14 protein-coding genes are annotated in these 15,989 nt (G+C 64.2%); 6 read left to right on the top strand and 8 right to left on the bottom strand.

Annotated features, from left to right (window positions below; translation table 11 throughout):
• Positions 1 to 3: 3 nt before the first annotated feature.
• Positions 4 to 822, bottom strand: coding sequence for an HDOD domain-containing protein (locus ABFA30_RS01820; RefSeq protein WP_225787716.1), 819 nt, complete (start codon positions 820 to 822; stop codon positions 4 to 6).
• A 192-nt stretch (positions 823 to 1,014) separates the two neighbouring features.
• On the opposite strand from ABFA30_RS01820, the gene ABFA30_RS01815 reads away from it, so the two are divergent.
• Both ABFA30_RS01815 and ABFA30_RS01810 read left to right on the top strand, forming a co-directional pair.
• On the top strand, positions 1,015 to 1,554 hold the full coding sequence (locus tag ABFA30_RS01815; RefSeq protein ID WP_225787578.1) for a type 1 glutamine amidotransferase domain-containing protein: 540 nt from the start codon (positions 1,015 to 1,017) through the stop codon (positions 1,552 to 1,554).
• A 151-nt stretch (positions 1,555 to 1,705) separates the two neighbouring features.
• Positions 1,706 to 2,902: a class I SAM-dependent rRNA methyltransferase gene (locus ABFA30_RS01810; protein WP_225787579.1), complete on the top strand. Its 1,197-nt coding sequence runs from the start codon at positions 1,706 to 1,708 to the stop codon at positions 2,900 to 2,902.
• A gap of 36 nt (positions 2,903 to 2,938) precedes the next feature.
• On the opposite strand, the gene mgtE is transcribed toward ABFA30_RS01810, so the two are convergent.
• Complete coding sequence (gene mgtE, locus ABFA30_RS01805) at positions 2,939 to 3,994, bottom strand: magnesium transporter (RefSeq protein WP_225787580.1); 1,056 nt, start codon at positions 3,992 to 3,994, stop codon at positions 2,939 to 2,941.
• A 509-nt stretch (positions 3,995 to 4,503) separates the two neighbouring features.
• Between mgtE and ilvD the strand changes: the two genes are divergently transcribed.
• Positions 4,504 to 6,345 (top strand): dihydroxy-acid dehydratase, encoded by a 1,842-nt coding sequence (gene ilvD, locus ABFA30_RS01800; protein ID WP_225787581.1) that lies wholly within the window; start codon positions 4,504 to 4,506, stop codon positions 6,343 to 6,345.
• A 61-nt stretch (positions 6,346 to 6,406) separates the two neighbouring features.
• Here ilvD and ABFA30_RS01795 read toward each other — a convergent pair whose 3' ends face one another.
• The 4 genes from ABFA30_RS01795 to ABFA30_RS01780 form a co-directional block, all read right to left on the bottom strand.
• A complete protein-coding gene (locus tag ABFA30_RS01795) occupies positions 6,407 to 7,501 on the bottom strand; it encodes a macro domain-containing protein (RefSeq protein ID WP_225787582.1) in 1,095 nt (364 codons plus the stop codon).
• A complete protein-coding gene (locus tag ABFA30_RS01790; protein ID WP_225787583.1) occupies positions 7,501 to 8,142 on the bottom strand; it encodes a DUF4433 domain-containing protein in 642 nt (213 codons plus the stop codon). Before ABFA30_RS01790 ends, ABFA30_RS01795 begins: the two co-directional genes overlap by 1 nt.
• On the bottom strand, positions 8,139 to 8,717 hold the full coding sequence (locus ABFA30_RS01785) for a DarT ssDNA thymidine ADP-ribosyltransferase family protein (protein ID WP_225787584.1): 579 nt from the start codon (positions 8,715 to 8,717) through the stop codon (positions 8,139 to 8,141). Before ABFA30_RS01785 ends, ABFA30_RS01790 begins: the two co-directional genes overlap by 4 nt.
• A 105-nt stretch (positions 8,718 to 8,822) precedes the next feature.
• Entirely contained in the window at positions 8,823 to 9,875 is a 1,053-nt protein-coding gene (locus ABFA30_RS01780; RefSeq protein WP_225787585.1) for a haloacid dehalogenase-like hydrolase, read from the bottom strand.
• Positions 9,876 to 10,119: 244 nt separating this feature from the next.
• Between ABFA30_RS01780 and ABFA30_RS01775 the strand changes: the two genes are divergently transcribed.
• The gene (locus ABFA30_RS01775) at positions 10,120 to 11,511 is read left to right on the top strand and encodes an L-cystine transporter (protein ID WP_225787586.1); all 1,392 of its coding nucleotides are present in this window, start codon (positions 10,120 to 10,122) and stop codon (positions 11,509 to 11,511) included.
• 32 nt (positions 11,512 to 11,543) lie between these two features.
• On the opposite strand, the gene ABFA30_RS01770 is transcribed toward ABFA30_RS01775, so the two are convergent.
• Complete coding sequence (locus ABFA30_RS01770; RefSeq protein WP_225787587.1) at positions 11,544 to 12,062, bottom strand: dihydrofolate reductase; 519 nt, start codon at positions 12,060 to 12,062, stop codon at positions 11,544 to 11,546.
• A gap of 53 nt (positions 12,063 to 12,115) precedes the next feature.
• On the opposite strand from ABFA30_RS01770, the gene ABFA30_RS01765 reads away from it, so the two are divergent.
• Complete coding sequence (locus ABFA30_RS01765; RefSeq protein ID WP_225787588.1) at positions 12,116 to 13,507, top strand: DUF2868 domain-containing protein; 1,392 nt, start codon at positions 12,116 to 12,118, stop codon at positions 13,505 to 13,507.
• Positions 13,500 to 14,864, top strand: a complete 1,365-nt coding sequence (locus ABFA30_RS01760; RefSeq protein ID WP_225787589.1) for a GTPase/DUF3482 domain-containing protein — start codon at positions 13,500 to 13,502, stop codon at positions 14,862 to 14,864. The genes ABFA30_RS01765 and ABFA30_RS01760 overlap by 8 nt, the downstream gene beginning before the upstream one ends.
• 71 nt (positions 14,865 to 14,935) lie before the next feature.
• On the opposite strand, the gene ABFA30_RS01755 is transcribed toward ABFA30_RS01760, so the two are convergent.
• Entirely contained in the window at positions 14,936 to 15,961 is a 1,026-nt protein-coding gene (locus ABFA30_RS01755; RefSeq protein WP_410045099.1) for a putative 2-aminoethylphosphonate ABC transporter substrate-binding protein, read from the bottom strand.
• Between the last annotated feature and the right edge of the window lie 28 nt (positions 15,962 to 15,989).

Genomic DNA, 15,989 nt, shown 5'->3' with positions numbered 1-15,989 from the left:
GGATCAGTGCCCACCCAGTTCGCGAATGGTCTGTTTGAGGTTCTCGAAGTCGTACTCCGAAAGGCCGATGTAGTCCAGCACCAGCGGGCCGACCACGTTCCACTCATGGTCAACGCCCTGGTTGCCCAGCACCCGGTAGGAGGCACAGATGTGCTCGGCCATCTTCAGCACCGCCAGCAGGTTCTTCAGTTGGGTCTGGGTATTGCGCGACGACTCGTCGCGGAACACCGCCAGGGCATTGTGGTGGTTGGCGATGGCCGCGCTCAGGTGCTCCGGCAGGCGCCAGGACTTGGCAGTGAAGTAGCCGACCACCGAATGATTGGTGTTGAAGGCACGGTTCTCGGTATCCACCACGCGCCGGTCCTCGCCGGCATTGGCATAGGCCTCCTCCAGCACCTGCATGTAGTCGGGGAAACGCTTGAGCATCAGCGGCACGCCGCAGTCGTGGAACAGGCCCAGGGTGTAGGCCTCGTCCACCGCCTGGAGCCCGGTGCGCTTGGCCAGGGTCAGACAAGTCATGGCCACGTCCTGGGCGGTGTCCCAGAAGCGGTTGAGGGTGACGATGGTCTCGTCGCTCATCTCGCCCTTGATCGACTGGGCGTTGATCAGGTTGATGATCGAACGGCTGCCCAGCAGGTTCACCGCACGCTGGATCGAGCCGATCTTGTTGGCAAGGCCGAAGTGCGGCGAGTTCACCAGCTTGAGCAAGGCACCGGACAGGCCGGGGTCCTGGGCGATCAGCTTGGCGATGGTCTCCAGGTCCGGGTCGGGCATGTATTGCTCGAACTGCAGGTCGACCATGATCTGCGGTTGCGGCGGGATGGTGATGCCTTGCAAGGCTTGCTGGATCTGTTCGGGGCTGAGTTCCTGGGGCATGGACACACACTCGGAAAGGACGGCGAATTCTAACCCTGGATCCCATCGGCGTACCAACCACTGGCACCTTTTCCAGGAACTTTGCCACAGCCCCGCCAGCCTCCTTCTCAGGCCCATCCAGAAAAGGAGCACAACCCCATGAGCGCAGAACTGAACGGCAAGCGCGTGGCCTTCCTGGTCACCGACGGTTTCGAGCAGGTGGAGCTCACCGGCCCCCGCGAAACCCTGGAGCGGCACGGTGCGGTGGTGGATATCCTGAGCGACAAGGAAGGCACCGTGCGTGGCTGGAACCATGACAAACCGGCAGACACGTTCCCGGTCGACGCCACCTTCGAAAGTGCCAGCCTCGACCTGTACGACGCCCTGGTGCTACCTGGCGGCGTGCAAAATTCCGACACCATTCGAGTGATTCCGGCCGCGCAAAAATTGGTCAAGAGCCATGACTCGGCCAGCAAGCCCCTGGCGGTCATCTGCCACGGCGCCTGGCTGCTGGTGTCCAGCGGACTGGCCCAGGGACGCCGGATGACCAGCTACAAGACCCTGCAGGACGATATCCGCAACGCGGGCGGCAACTGGGTCGACGAGGAAGTGGTGGTGGACGGTAACCTGATCACCAGCCGCAAGCCGGACGACATCCCGGCCTTCAACGAACAGTTGGTCAGGGCGCTGGCGAGGTGAAACCGGCAGCCCATTCGCGGCGGTTCGGGGCGCCGAACCGCCGTAAACAGGCCGGACCAGCCCCCCGGAACCCGATCCACGCTTTATCGTCAACCGCCCCGGCCCTATGTCCAACGCGCTATAATCCCGCTCTTTTTCCCGGAGCGACGTCATGTCCCTGCCCAGCCTTCGCCTCAAAGCCAATGCCGACCGCCGCCTGCGCGCCGGCCACCTGTGGGTCTACAGCAATGAAGTCGACGTCGCCGCGACCCCGCTGCAAGGCCTGCGTGCCGGCCAGCAGGCGATCCTCGAGGCCGCCAACGGCAAACCCCTGGGCGTGGTGGCGGTGAGCCCCAACAACCTGATCTGCGCCCGCCTGCTGTCGCGCGATGCCAAGCTGCCGCTGGACAAGTCGCTGCTGGTGCACCGCCTGAACGTCGCCCTGTCCTTGCGCGAGCGCCTGTTCGACAAGCCTTGCTACCGCCTGGTCTACGGCGACTCGGACCTGCTGCCAGGCCTGGTGGTCGACCGCTTCTTCGACATCCTCGTGGTACAACTGGCCTCGGCCACCATGGAGCAGCACAAGGACGAGGTGATCGCCGCCCTGGTCCAGGTGCTCAAGCCCAGCGGCATCCTGTTCAAGAACGACTCCGCCGCCCGCGATGCCGAAGGCCTGGGGCGTTACGTCGAAACCGTCTACGGCGAAGTGCCCGACTGGGTGCCGCTGGAAGAGAACGGCGTGAAGTTCGAAGCCCCGGTGCGCGACGGCCAGAAGACCGGCTGGTTCTACGACCACCGCATGAACCGCGCGCGCCTGGCGCCCTACGTCAAGGGCAAGCGTGTACTGGACCTGTTCAGCTACATCGGTGGCTGGGGCGTACAGGCCGGCGCGTTCGGTGCCAGCGAAGTGTTCTGCGTCGATGCCTCCGCTTTCGCACTCGACGGCGTGGAGCGCAATGCCACGCTCAATGGCATCGGCGAAAAGCTGACCTGCATCGAAGGTGACGTGTTCGAGGCCCTGCGCGAACTGAAGGCCGCCGAGGAACGTTTCGATGTGATCATCGCCGACCCGCCCGCCTTCATCAAACGCAAGAAAGACCTGAAGAACGGCGAGGCAGCCTACCGTCGCCTGAACGAGCAGGCCATGCGCATGCTCACCAAGGACGGCATCCTGGTCAGTGCCTCGTGCTCGATGCACCTGCCGGAAGACGACCTGCACAGCATCCTGCTGACCAGCGCCCGTCACCTGGACCGCAACCTGCAACTGCTTGAGCGCGGCGGCCAGGGGCCGGACCACCCGGTGCACCCGGCGATCGCCGAAACCCGCTACATCAAGAGCATCACCTGCCGACTGCTGCCCAACAGCTGACCGTCACCTGGGGCCGCCTCGCGGCCCCAGGTCGCATCACAGACCCAGCACCTGCGAAGCGATCCCGAAGTACACCAGTACCCCCGCCGCATCGGCGATCGAGGTCACCAGCGGCCCACTAGCAGTGGCCGGATCGAGCTTCAGGCGGCTGAGCATGAACGGCAGGCTCATGCCGATCAGGCTGCCGATGAGCACGATCACCAACATGCTGCTGGCGACGATCACGGCGATCTCCGGCCCGCCCCGCAGCATGCCCAGCGACGCCACGGCGATCGCCATGGTGCCGCCCAGGGCCAGCGCCACCGCGCATTCGCGGGTCAGCATGCGCAGCCAGTCGCGTAACACCACCTCGCCCGTGGCCAGGCCACGGACCATCAGCGTCGCCGACTGGGCGCCGGCATTGCCGCCACTGTCCACCAGCAGGGGCAGGAAGAACACCAGGGCGATATGCGCGGCGATGGTCTCCTCGAACGCGGCGATGCCCGCCCCGGAGAACAGGTTGCCGAACACCAGCAGCACCAGCCACAGCACACGCTTGCGGTACAGCAGGCCAATGGTGGCCTCCTTGAGGTTGCCGACGTGGTTGGTGATCAGCGCGCCCTTGTGGAAATCCTCGGTGGCCTCCTCGACCACCACGTCGATGGCATCGTCGCAGGTGACGATGCCCACCAGCCGGCCAGCCTCGTCGAGCACCGGCACGGCCAGCAGGTCGTGTTCGCGGACCAGGCGGGCCACCTCTTCCTGGCCAGTGGACGTGCCGACGCAAATGACATCGCGCACCATGATCCGCTCGATCGGCTGGTCAGGTGCGGCCAGGATCAGCTCGCGCAGGGACAGGGTACCCAGCAGGTTGCGTTGCCCGTCGAGGACGTAGGCCTGGTAGATGGTCTCGGCATCGGCGGCCTCTCGGCGCAGCATGTCGATGGCCTGGCTGGCGCTCAGGCCGCGGTCGAGACTCGAGTATTCGCCGGTCATCAGGGCGCCGGCGGTGCCCTCGAGATAGCGGCCCTGTTGCAGGAGGCCATCGCGACGGGCCTGGGCGGCCTGGCGCGGGTCGAATGGCGAAGCGAGGGTATCGGATGTGCAGTGCATAAGGTTCTCCAGGCGCCGACCCAGGCGCCCGCAGACCTCAGCCTTGCCGGCTCAAGCCTTCGGTAGCCCTGGCGACGGCGCACTCAGTGCCAGGTTGCAGGTTCGTGACGAACTGAAACTGGGAAGGTCCATTGAGGTCGTGTCTCGTGAAGCCGCACATGCGGCGCGGGGATGATAGGCCAGGCGCACCGGCGCGTCAGTGGCGAAAAGGCCTTCTGGCTACATTTGGGAAGCCTCCTACAGAGCGTCTGTCAGATGAAATCATCGCCGAACCCCGTCCCAGATGGCCGCCGGCCATCCACATCGCCATTCCCTCGCCGCGCCAGCGGTGTAGAATCGGCCTATTCATCGCCAGACATCCCCGGCGGGTTTATGAGCTCTGGTCGAGCACGCGGCGATCCCGCGCTGTCTTCGACCTCATCCGTGCCAGTGGCAACCGGCCTCGGCGCAAAGGACAAGAGAAGCTCACTCCCCTTTTTGTGACCTGATTCAGCCGCCAGGAGTGCTTCATGCCTGCTTACCGTTCCAAGACTTCCACCCAGGGCCGCAACATGGCCGGTGCCCGTGCCCTCTGGCGCGCCACCGGGATGAAGGACGAAGACTTCAAGAAACCGATCATCGCCATCGCCAACTCGTTCACCCAGTTCGTCCCAGGGCATGTGCACCTGAAGGACCTGGGCCAACTGGTGGCCCGCGAGATCGAGCGCGCCGGTGGCGTGGCCAAGGAATTCAACACCATCGCGGTCGACGACGGCATCGCCATGGGCCACGACGGCATGCTCTATTCGCTGCCGAGCCGCGAGATCATCGCTGACGCCGTGGAATACATGGTCAACGCCCACTGCGCCGACGCCATCGTGTGCATCTCCAACTGCGACAAGATCACCCCCGGCATGCTGATGGCCGCCCTGCGCCTGAACATTCCGGTGATCTTCGTCTCCGGCGGCCCGATGGAAGCCGGCAAGACCAAGCTGGCCAACCACGGCCTGGACCTGGTCGACGCCATGGTCATCGCCGCCGACTCGTCCGCCAGCGACGAGAAGGTCGCCGAGTACGAGCGCAGCGCGTGCCCGACCTGTGGTTCGTGCTCCGGCATGTTCACCGCCAACTCGATGAACTGCCTGACCGAAGCCCTTGGCCTGGCCCTGCCAGGCAACGGTTCGACCCTGGCCACCCACGCCGACCGCGAACAACTGTTCCTCAGCGCCGGGCGCACCATCGTCGAGCTGTGCAAGCGCTACTACGGCGAGAACGACACCTCGGTCCTGCCGCGCAGTATCGCCAACTTCAAGGCGTTCGAGAACGCCATGATGCTCGACATCGCCATGGGTGGTTCGACCAACACCATCCTGCACCTGCTGGCTGCGGCCCAGGAAGCCGAGGTGGACTTCGACCTGCGCGACATCGATCGCCTGTCGCGCAAAGTGCCACAGCTGTGCAAGGTGGCGCCGAACATCCAGAAGTACCACATGGAGGACGTCCACCGCGCTGGCGGCATCTTCAGCATCCTCGGTTCGCTGGCCCGTGGCGGCCTGCTGCACACCGACCTGCCGACCGTGCACAGCCGCAGCATGGAGGAAGCCATCGCCAAGTGGGACATTACCCAGACCGATGACGAGGCGGTGCACACCTTCTTCAAGGCCGGCCCCGCCGGTATCCCGACCCAGACCGCCTTCAGCCAGTCGACCCGCTGGCCGAGCCTGGACCTGGACCGCGCCGAAGGCTGCATCCGTAGCGTCGAGCACGCCTACTCGCAAGAGGGTGGCCTGGCCGTGCTGTACGGCAACATCGCGCAGGATGGCTGCGTGGTGAAGACCGCCGGTGTCGACGAGTCGATCCTGGTGTTCGAGGGCAGCGCGAAGATCTTCGAGAGCCAGGACAGCGCCGTGCGCGGCATCCTCGCCGACGAAGTGAAAGCCGGCGACGTGGTCATCATCCGCTACGAAGGCCCGAAAGGCGGCCCAGGCATGCAGGAGATGCTCTACCCGACCTCGTACCTGAAGTCCAAGGGCCTGGGCAAGGCTTGCGCCCTGCTCACCGATGGCCGCTTCTCCGGCGGCACCTCGGGCCTGTCGATCGGCCACGCCTCGCCGGAAGCCGCCGCAGGCGGTGCCATCGGCCTGGTGCGCGATGGCGACAAGATCCTCATCGACATCCCCAACCGCTCGATCAACCTGCTGGTCAGCGACGAGGAACTGGCCGCTCGCCGTGTGGAGCAGGACAAGAAAGGCTGGAAACCGGCCGAAGCCCGCCCACGCAAGGTCAGCACCGCCCTGAAGGCCTACGCCCTGCTGGCCACCAGCGCCGACAAGGGCGCGGTGCGCAACAAGGCGATGCTCGAAGGGCTGTAAGGCTCGCGGCAAATAAAAACCGGCGCCCTGTGCGCCGGTTTTTATTCTTGAGAGTGAACGACTAATTTACTGCACTGACAGGGATTGGACTCGTCCTGAATACAGACAGCTTATTCAAGGCGATGCTGAGGGATTCGTCGTCGAACAGTTTGCTTTTTCGGGCTGCAGCACCTGCCCCCCCGGACCAGGCTTTCAATCCTCGGCGAATCGAGGACACATCCGGCTCAATACCATCTCGATGCAGTAGCCAATCCACGGTGGCGAGAAGCTCCATGCCGAAAGGCGATTCGAAACCGTCAATCAGGCTGGTAGTGAACTCCAGGGCTGGCAGATATGCTTTGGCCTCACTGTTCAGGTACGCCTGGACAAAAGCCTTTCGGCCTTCGTCGAACCAGATGACGTCCATCGGCCCCGCATCGCTGATGCGCTTGCCGCAATGGAGATAGCTCCCATCCAGATTGTCCAGCAGGTGCTCAAGCCGGTTGGCATAAGGACCGTACTTATGGGCAGAAAACTTCAGATCCAGAGGATTATCCTCAGGCGTGAACCGCTCTATCGAACGCTCAAGGAACCAGGCCAACTTCTGGATCTCTAGCAAACTGCACTCCATACCGAGAACCCAGTAGCGGCGCACAAGCTCCGCAATCAGCGCCCGGGCCGGCGTCAGCTTTTCTACACCGCTGCGCTTGGAGACGTTCTGATACTTGCCCGTGGGTTCGAAAACCAGGACATCCGCCTCCAGATCCCCCAGGATCGCTTCGATCTGCTCACGTACGGACGCCCAAGGTAATCCTCCATTACCTGCACCCAAGGGAGGAATGGCGATGGAAATCACCTTGTTCTCGATAACGAATCTGCGCAGATCGTGCAGGCCTTCGATGATCCAGGCGATCTGTGAGGGAGAGCGCCAATGCCGTTTGGTTGGGAAGTTCACGATCCATCGCGGCCCTTCCAATTCTCGGACCTCGGTGACGAACATCTTCCCGGTGACCACCTCGTCCGCTTTGCAGGCAGCCGCGTACAGGCGATAGTTCTCGGCAAAGCGTTCCTTGAACATCAACGCAATGCCTTTTCCCATCACCCCTACGGTGTTGACTGTGTTAACCAGCGCTTCAGCCTTCGCCTCCAGCAGGTTACCTTGTGTAAAGCGGATCATCAGAAGTACCACCCGGGTCGAGCATGCACGGGAAGGTTCAGCTGACGCTGCTGAACCTCCATGTCAACACGACGTTTCAAAGCTTCGTTGTAGCAGACAATACCCAAAAGACCAGCTGTCGGAACATGCCTGTGGATCAAGGCCTCAGCCTGGTAGCGCTCCATTTTTCTTGGATCGTCAGGATCGCGCTTAAAGTCCCTGCGCTGCAGGATCCCCCAATCGATCTTGTCCAGATGCTGCAGCTCGCTGTAGTAGCCTGCCCAATGCGGGTAGGCATGGGCGTCGGTGAAGACGAAGCGCAGGCCAAGAGATCGCGCATGGTACAGGCTTGAGACCAAGATCACGATCTCTTCGTTCCGGCGCTGCTGTACGCTCCAGCCCGAATGGATGTTCTTCATCATCACCGAAAACGGGGTGAAATAGAACGGTACGTAGTCGGCCAATGTACCTCGTGGCTCGATGGGCACATAGCGCTGCGCCCGCTTGCTGATCAGATCTGGATTACCGATACCGACGTAGGCGCTGGAAAGCCTCCCGGAAGAAACCGAGTGCAAACCGTTATCCAAAAGCCAAGGAAGATTGTCGCGATGGACAATTCGCCAAATGAGCGCTTTGGAGGGGTTGAGGCTGGTATAGATCATCGAGGTGGAAACATATTCGGATTCGAGTCAACCCACAGGCGGCTATACCCCGACTGCCGCGCCGCTTGAAGCACGGTTCGCTCGATCTCTGCCGATGGGGTATAGATCTTTGCAAACTGCGCTGCGGGCACGGGCCCAGGAGATAGACATTCCGCCATGCAGACGTGTTTGCAAAGTGGGTCACGGTAATCTCGGCGATCCATCATATCCCAATCTATCGCCGCGAACCCCCTCTCGTAGTCGAGTAACTCGAAAGCCCCACCCGCCAGTGGATGCCGTGGAATCACCCACCAATTGCACCGACGCGCTAAAGATCTTTCCACTGCAATCAGCACAAAGCTCTCATCTGGTCTGTCCTGATGCACCCTGCCATCAAAGGGGTTCCTGGCAAACCAGTGAAATGGCACAAACTGTTCCAGAGCCTCACTACACCGCCCTTCAATGATCTCAGGATCAGCGATATCCGCGAAATCTCCATTCAGCTGAGCTCTAGGGATCAGCCCTCGCTGCATGATTGAAGGCACATTGTGGACACTGGTCAGGTGATAAATGAATTGCTGATCTCGAATAGCCACTGATGACCTCACGCAGAAATGGTAGCCAGTAGCTATCAACCATAGCCATTGGATCCACTTCTGCCAGCGGTCGTAGCTGTCGCTCAGTTTTCATCTGAAACAACCCTACTGGATCTGCTCCGGCGTCACGATCACCCAGTTCTTGTCCGCCGTCACCGGCACTCCTTCCTTCGCCTGGGCCGCGGCCTGCTTGGCGATCATCCCGTTCATCTGCGCCATGTACTTGGCCTTGCGGTTTATCCACAGGTGGATGCCACCCTTGCCCACGTCGACACCATGAAACTGCATGTAGCCATCGCTGGTCGGCGTATCGCCTCCCACCAGCACCGGCTTCTTCCACTCGTCGATGTAGGTGAGGATGGCCGCCTGCTTGCCAGCCATCCAGGTGGCCGGGGTCCATAGGTAAGGGGTCAGCTCCAGGTCCTGGTTGGCCTTGGGATCGTAGCGGCCTTCGCTGATCTGCTTGCGCGCGGTGGTCAACTGACCGGTGGCGGGGTCCTTGAGCAGCAGGCTGACGCCGATGACGTTCTCGGGCTTCACGTTGTAGCCATACCTGGGGTCGGAGGCGACCATGCGTACCAGCTCCTCCGACGCAGCGGAGATCACATAGACGTCGATGCCATTCTCCATCAGCTTGTTGAACAGCTCGGTCTGCCCAGTGAACACCTTGGGCGGCGGCACCTCCATGCGCTTGACCTGCTCACCGTCGTAATAGGTGGCGGGGACGGGCTTGCCGGACGCCATCAGTTCATCGACCTGGGCCTTCAGCGCCTTGAGGCTGAAGCCGGAGAACACCTGGGCCACCCAGGGGTAGCAGACCATGTCATCGATCTCGCACAAACGGTAGTAATAGCTGAACAGGCTTTCCTTGTGCTCGGCAGTGTCCTTGAACGGGATCAGCTTCAGGGAGGGGTCGAGCGTGTCGCGGCTGATCAGCCCTTTGTTCTCCATGAAGGGCAGCAAGGCTTCTTCCAGGTCGAAGCGATAGCTGGTGTTGTCCATGTCGAAGACGGCGTAGTTGCCCTGGTTGGCATTGGCCGCGATCATCTGGTCGAGCTGCCTGGCGGCATCCTGCGGCCAATGCTTGAGCTCGACGGCCCAGGTAGTGAAGCTGAGCGCCAAGGCCAGGCCGCCGGCGAGGACTTTCGGAGCGATCATGTGCGAATCTCCTGAAAAGTGGCCTTGGAACGCTAGCCAAACAACCCTGCCATCGCCCCCCTGACAACGACCTCCACGCAGCTGCAAACGCCGTGTTCATTGCCAGGAACGACAAGGTGTTATTCCATTTACGACTATCCAAATTCCATTTGGATATAAATTCGTTTGTTTTCAGACTGTTAGCATTTATGTTCGCAATCGCTCACCAGAGGCGACGCCCTTTCTGCTTTATCCTGGAGCTTCAATGAACCTGCCGCTGTCACTCAACCTGCTGGTGTTCCTGGCTTTGCTGCTGGGCCTGGCGCAAACCCGCCGTACCGACTGGAGCCTGGCGAAGAAAGTCCTGCTGGGCCTTGGCCTGGGCGTGCTGTTCGGCCTGGCCCTGCACACGTTCTATGGCGCCGGCCACCCGGTGCTCAAGGCCACCATCGGCTGGCTCGACCTGGTCGGCAACGGCTACGTGGGCCTGCTGCAGATGATCGTCATACCGCTGGTGTTCGCCTCGATCCTCAGTGCCGTGGCGCGCCTGCACAACGCCTCGTCCCTCGGGCGGATCAGCGTGCTGAGCATCGGTATCCTGCTGCTGACCACCGCCATCGCCGCGCTGATCGGCATCGCCCTGACCAACCTGTTCGGCCTGAGCGCCGAAGGGCTGGTGGCCGGAGCCCAGGAAACCGCGCGCCTGCAGGCGATCCAGAGCGACTACGCGGGCAAGGTCGCCGACCTCAACGTGCCACAACTGCTGCTGTCGTTCATCCCCAGCAACCCTGTCGGCGACCTTGCGCGGGCCAAGCCGACCTCGATCATCAGCGTGGTGATCTTCGCCGTGTTCCTGGGCCTGGCCGCGCTGCAGTTGATCAAGGACGACAGCGACAAGGGCGGGCGCGCCCTGGCGGCCATCGACACCTTGCAGGCCTGGGTGATGCGCCTGGTACGCCTGGTGATGAAACTCACCCCTTACGGCGTGCTCGCGCTGATGGCCAAGGTGGTGGCCAGCTCCAACCTGGAGGACATCCTCAAGCTGGGCAGCTTCGTGGTGGTGTCGTACCTCGGCCTGGGGCTGATGTTCGTGGTTCACGGGGTGATCCTGACGATCTCCGGCGTCAGCCCGCTGCGCTTCCTGCGCAAGGTCTGGCCGGTGCTGACTTTCGCCTTCACCAGCCGCTCCAGCGCCGCCAGCATCCCGCTGAACATCGAGGCGCAGACCCGCCGCCTGGGCGTGCCGCAGTCCATCGCCAGCTTCAGCGCCTCGTTCGGCGCGACCATCGGCCAGAACGGCTGCGCCGGCCTGTATCCGGCCATGCTGGCGGTGATGGTGGCCCCGGCGGTGGGCATCGACACCTTCGACCCGCTGTGGATCGCTACCCTGGTGGCCATCGTCACCCTGAGCTCGGCGGGCGTCGCCGGCGTGGGCGGTGGTGCGACCTTCGCCGCGCTGATCGTGCTGCCGGCCATGGGCCTGCCGGTGGAACTGGTGGCGTTGCTGATCTCGGTCGAGCCACTGATCGACATGGGCCGCACCGCGCTGAACGTCAACGGCTCGATGACCGCGGGCGTGGTGACCAGCCAGTTGCTGAAAGAGACCGACAAAGAGGTGCTGGCCGATGACCAGCATGCCGAGCTGAGCCACTCCTGAGCGCCTGGGGCCGCTGCGCGGCCCCAACAGTCTCAAACCTTGTCCCAGACCTCGAAGCGATACGCAGGCCCCTCACCCTCGCCCGCCTGCGGCACACTCGACGTCAACGCCCACTGCGCCTGGTCGAACTCCGGGAACCAGGCATCCCCCTCCGGCGACAGCTCCACGCGGGTCAGGTACATACGGCTGACCAGCCCTTTCTCCAGCGCCTGCCCATACAACTGCGCCCCACCGATCAGCATCAGCTCGTCGACACCCTGCTCCCGGGCCCACTGCTCGGCACGCACCAGCGCCTGCTCCAGCGAAGCGAAGACCTCGGCCCCCGCAAGCGCAAGGCCCGGCTGGCGGCTGACCACGAGGTTCAGGCGGCCCGGCAATGGCCGGCCCAGCGAATCCCAGGTCTTGCGCCCCATGATGATCGGCTTGCCCAAGGTAGTGGCCTTGAAGTACTTGAAATCCCCTGGCAGGTGCCAGGGCATGGAGTTGTCGATGCCGATCACGCGGTTCTCGGCGAGGGCCGCGATCAGGCTGAGGGGAAGTGATGTATTCATGGGGGCGAGGATAGCACTCGTCGCCTGGGTTATGCTTTGCCCTGACTTGTGCAATGGAAGACCTTGTGACTGCACCGACCCCATTCGACAAACGCTGGCTCACCGAAGCGGTGCGCCTGCGCGAGGAGCACGCCGGCCCCCTCGAGGACCAGGAGGCCAACCGCCGCGCCCGACAGCAGGGCGGCGAACTGGCGGCGCGTATCGAAACCCGCGCCCTGTGGCTGGCCGAACGCGACGGCATGACCGCCGCCCTGCACCACTGGAAGCAGGGCGCGCGCCTGGCGCTGCTGGCCCTGCTGGTGCTGGCCGTGCTCAGCGGCGCCGGCCTGGGCCTCGCCGCCCTGGGCGACGGCCAGCGCTCGGTGAACGTGTTCTGGGCCCTGGGCAGCCTGCTCGGGCTGAACCTGCTGATGCTGCTGGGCTGGGCAATCGGCTTCGCCTTGAGCGGCGAACACGGCGCCAGCCTCGGACGCCTGTGGCTATGGCTGAGCGAACGCTTCGCCCGCGACGCCAAGGCTGCGCACCTGGCCCCGGCATTGCTGGTGATGCTGCAGCGCCAGCGCCTGAACCGCTGGCTGCTCGGCCTGCTGGTGCATGGCCTGTGGTCGCTGGCGATGGCCGCGGCGCTGGGCATGCTCCTGGCGCTGCTGGCCGCCCGCCGCTATGGCTTCGTCTGGGAGACCACCCTGCTCGCTGCCGAACCCTTCATCACCCTGACCCAGGCCCTCGGCGCCCTGCCCTCGCTGCTCGGTTTCGCCGTGCCTGACGAAGCCATGATCCGCGCCAGCGGCGATACCCTTCCCGCACTCGACCTGGCGCGCCAGGCCTGGGCCAGCTGGCTGCTCGGCGTGGTGCTGGTCTACGGCCTGCTGCCGCGCCTGTTGCTGGCAGCCATGTGCCTGTGGCGCTGGCGCCAGGGCCGAGCGCGCCTGGCCCTGGACCTGAGCCTGCCCGGCTACAGCCAACTGCGCGACGCCCTGATGCCCAGCAGCGAACGGCTTGGCGTGCAAGATGCCGCCCCGGCTACCCTGCCGCATTTCGAATCCGGCCAGGTGGATGCACAGCACGGCGGGGCGTTGCTGGTGGGCCTGGAGCTGGACGACCAGCGCCCCTGGCCTCCGGCCCTGCCGAAGGCGGTGATGGATGCCGGTGTACTGGACAGCCGCGAGTCGCGCCACAAGCTGCTGGAGCAATTGAGCCGCTTCCCCCCGGCGCGCCTGGCCATCGCCTGCGACCCCCGCCGTTCGCCGGACCGCGGCAGCCTGGCGCTGCTCGCCGAACTGGCGCGCAACGCCGGTGCCACCCGCATCTGGCTGCTCCAGGCATTGCCGGGCCAGGCGCTGGATGCCGCCCGCCTGGGCGACTGGCACGACGCCCTGGACCGCCTCGGCCTGCCGCACGCCGACACCTCGCCGCTGACCTGGCTGGAGCATGGCCATGACTGAGCCGCTGAAACTGGCCGTGGTCGGCCACACCAACGTCGGCAAGACCTCCCTGCTACGCACCCTGACCCGCGATGTCGGCTTCGGCGAGGTCTCTCATCGCCCCAGCACCACCCGCCACGTGGAAGGGGCACGCCTGTCGGTGGACGGCGAGCCCTTGCTGGAACTGTACGATACGCCGGGCCTGGAGGATGCCATCGCCCTGCTCGACTACCTGGAACGTCTGGAACGCCCCGGCGAACGCCTGGATGGCCCGGCCCGGCTGGAGCGCTTTCTCCAGGGCAGCGAGGCGCGCCAGCGTTTCGAGCAGGAGGCCAAGGTGCTGCGCCAGTTGCTGTCCAGCGATGCCGGGCTCTATGTGATCGACGCCCGCGAACCGGTGCTGGCCAAGTACCGTGACGAACTGGAAGTGCTGGCCGGCTGCGGCAAGCCGTTGCTGCCGGTGCTCAACTTCGTCGCCAGCAGCCAGCACCGCGAGCCGCAATGGCGCGAGGCCCTGGCCCGCCTGGGCCTGCATGCACTGGTGCGGTTCGACAGCGTGGCCCCGCCGGAAGATGGCGAGCGGCGCTTGTACGAAAGCCTCGCCCTGCTGCTCGAAGACGCCCGCCCTGCCCTGCAGCGGCTGATCGACGACCAGCAGGCCCAGCGCCAGGCCCGCCAGCAAAGCGGCAAGCGCCTGATCGCCGAGCTGCTGCTCGACTGCGCCGCCTGCCGACGCAGCGTCGAGGCCGAGCCAGCCGCCGAAGCCAAGGCCATCGAAGCCTTGCGCCAGGAGGTGCGCCAGCGCGAGCAACGTTGCGTCGAGGCGCTGCTCAAGCTGTACGCCTTCCGCCACGACGACGCCAACGCTGGCGACCTGCCGCTGCTGGACGGGCGCTGGGGCGACGACCTGTTCAACCCCGAGACACTGAAACTGCTTGGCGTGCGCCTGGGTAGCGGGGTCGCGGCCGGTGCCGCTGCCGGGGCGGGGGTCGATCTGCTGGTGGGCGGGCTGACCCTCGGCGCTGCGGCGCTGGCAGGCGCCATCGCCGGTGGTGCGCTACAAACCGCGCGCAACTATGGCGCCAGGTTGATGGGCAAGCTGAAGGGCCAGCGCGAGCTGACCGTGGACGACGCGGTACTGCGTTTGCTGGCGTTGCGCCAACAGCAGTTGATGGCAGCATTGGATAATCGCGGGCATGCCGCACAGGACAGGGTGCGCCTGGGCGAGCTGGATGAGAAGACCTGGCGCGAAGGCAAGCTGCCCGAGGCGCTGAAACGGGCGCGGGCGCATCCGCAATGGTCGTCGCTCAATGCCGGGGCGCGGATCAACCAGGCAGAACGTCAGGAGCAGCTCGAAGCCTTGGTGGCAGAACTCTAAACAAGCCCCCAGGCCAGTCAGCCAAGCGGTATTGGGGCTGCTTTGCAGCCCCAGATGACAACTGAAGACACTTACTGCTGGGCAACCTTCTCCGACTTGCCGTCATAGCGTTTGCTCCACTCGGCCAGGATCTGGTCACGGTTCTGCGAGGCCCAGTTGAAGTCGTTCTTGATCAGGCGCTGCTCGTAGTCCGCCGGCAATTCGGTCTGCGGCTTGGCGATACCCGGCGCGGCGAGCACGGCGAAGTTTTCCTTGTACAACTCCATGGCAGCGGGGCTCGCGGAGAAGTCGGCCAGGCGCCTGGCGGCCTCGGCCTTGGGCGTGCCCTTGATCACCGCGGTCGCCTCGATCTCCCAGCCCAGGCCCTCCTTGGGCAGGACGATGTCCAGCGGTGCGCCCTGGCGCTTGAGCTGCACGGCCGGGTATTCGAAGGAGATGCCGATCGGGAACTCACCCGCAGCCGCCAGCTTGCACGGTTTGGAACCGGAGTGGACGTACTGGCCGATGTTCTGGTGCAAAGCGTCCATGTAGGCCCAGCCCTGGGGCTCGCCGAAGGTCTGCAACCAGGCGCTGACATCCAGGAAGCCAGTACCGGACGAGGCCGGGTTGGGCATGACGATCTTGCCCTTGTATTCAGGCTTGGTCAGGTCCTGCCAGCTCACCGGCTTGCTCAGGCCCTGCTTCTCGGCCTCGATGGTGTTGAAGCAGATGGTCGCGGCCCACACGTCCATGCCGACCCAAGCCGGCGGATTGGCCGCATCACGGTAGTGTTCGCCGATCTTCGCCAGGTCCTTCGGCGCATAGGCTTCGAGCATGCCGTTCTGGTCGAGGATGGCCAGGCTGGAGGCGGCCAGGCCCCACACCGCGTCGGCCTGCGGGCGATCCTTCTCGGCCAGCAGCTTGGCGGTGATGATGCCGGTGGAGTCGCGCACCCACTTGATCTCGATGTCCGGGTTGGCCTTCTCGAAGGCCTGCTTGTAGCTCTTGAGCTGCTCGGCTTCCAGGGCGGTATAGACGGTCAGTTGGGTCTCGGCGGCCGAAGCCTGCAGGCTGAACACGGCGGATACGGCAGCGGCAAGTACCAGGGGCTTGAACATGGTGCGGTTCCTTACAGGGTTGGCAGTC

Source organism: Pseudomonas sp. HLMP (assembly GCF_046365545.1).
GTDB classification, from domain to species: Bacteria; Pseudomonadota; Gammaproteobacteria; order Pseudomonadales; family Pseudomonadaceae; genus Aquipseudomonas; species Aquipseudomonas guariconensis_B.
Note: the sequence above shows the minus strand (reverse complement) of the source record. Positions and strands in the feature narration are given on the sequence as shown.

What these genes read in the sequence shown, in the direction of transcription:
- ABFA30_RS01755 (WP_410045099.1), bottom strand. Translation starts at nt 15,961, where the DNA reads ATGTTCAAGCCCCTGGTACTTGCCGCTGCCGTATCCGCCGTGTTCAGC.
- ABFA30_RS01765 (WP_225787588.1), top strand. Translation starts at nt 12,116, where the DNA reads ATGGAAGACCTTGTGACTGCACCGACCCCATTCGACAAACGCTGGCTC.
- ABFA30_RS01760 (WP_225787589.1), top strand. Translation starts at nt 13,500, where the DNA reads ATGACTGAGCCGCTGAAACTGGCCGTGGTCGGCCACACCAACGTCGGC.
- ilvD (WP_225787581.1), top strand. Translation starts at nt 4,504, where the DNA reads ATGCCTGCTTACCGTTCCAAGACTTCCACCCAGGGCCGCAACATGGCC.
- ABFA30_RS01770 (WP_225787587.1), bottom strand. Translation starts at nt 12,062, where the DNA reads ATGAATACATCACTTCCCCTCAGCCTGATCGCGGCCCTCGCCGAGAAC.
- ABFA30_RS01790 (WP_225787583.1), bottom strand. Translation starts at nt 8,142, where the DNA reads ATGATCTATACCAGCCTCAACCCCTCCAAAGCGCTCATTTGGCGAATT.
- ABFA30_RS01775 (WP_225787586.1), top strand. Translation starts at nt 10,120, where the DNA reads ATGAACCTGCCGCTGTCACTCAACCTGCTGGTGTTCCTGGCTTTGCTG.
- ABFA30_RS01795 (WP_225787582.1), bottom strand. Translation starts at nt 7,501, where the DNA reads ATGATCCGCTTTACACAAGGTAACCTGCTGGAGGCGAAGGCTGAAGCG.
- ABFA30_RS01780 (WP_225787585.1), bottom strand. Translation starts at nt 9,875, where the DNA reads ATGATCGCTCCGAAAGTCCTCGCCGGCGGCCTGGCCTTGGCGCTCAGC.
- ABFA30_RS01810 (WP_225787579.1), top strand. Translation starts at nt 1,706, where the DNA reads ATGTCCCTGCCCAGCCTTCGCCTCAAAGCCAATGCCGACCGCCGCCTG.
- mgtE (WP_225787580.1), bottom strand. Translation starts at nt 3,994, where the DNA reads ATGCACTGCACATCCGATACCCTCGCTTCGCCATTCGACCCGCGCCAG.
- ABFA30_RS01815 (WP_225787578.1), top strand. Translation starts at nt 1,015, where the DNA reads ATGAGCGCAGAACTGAACGGCAAGCGCGTGGCCTTCCTGGTCACCGAC.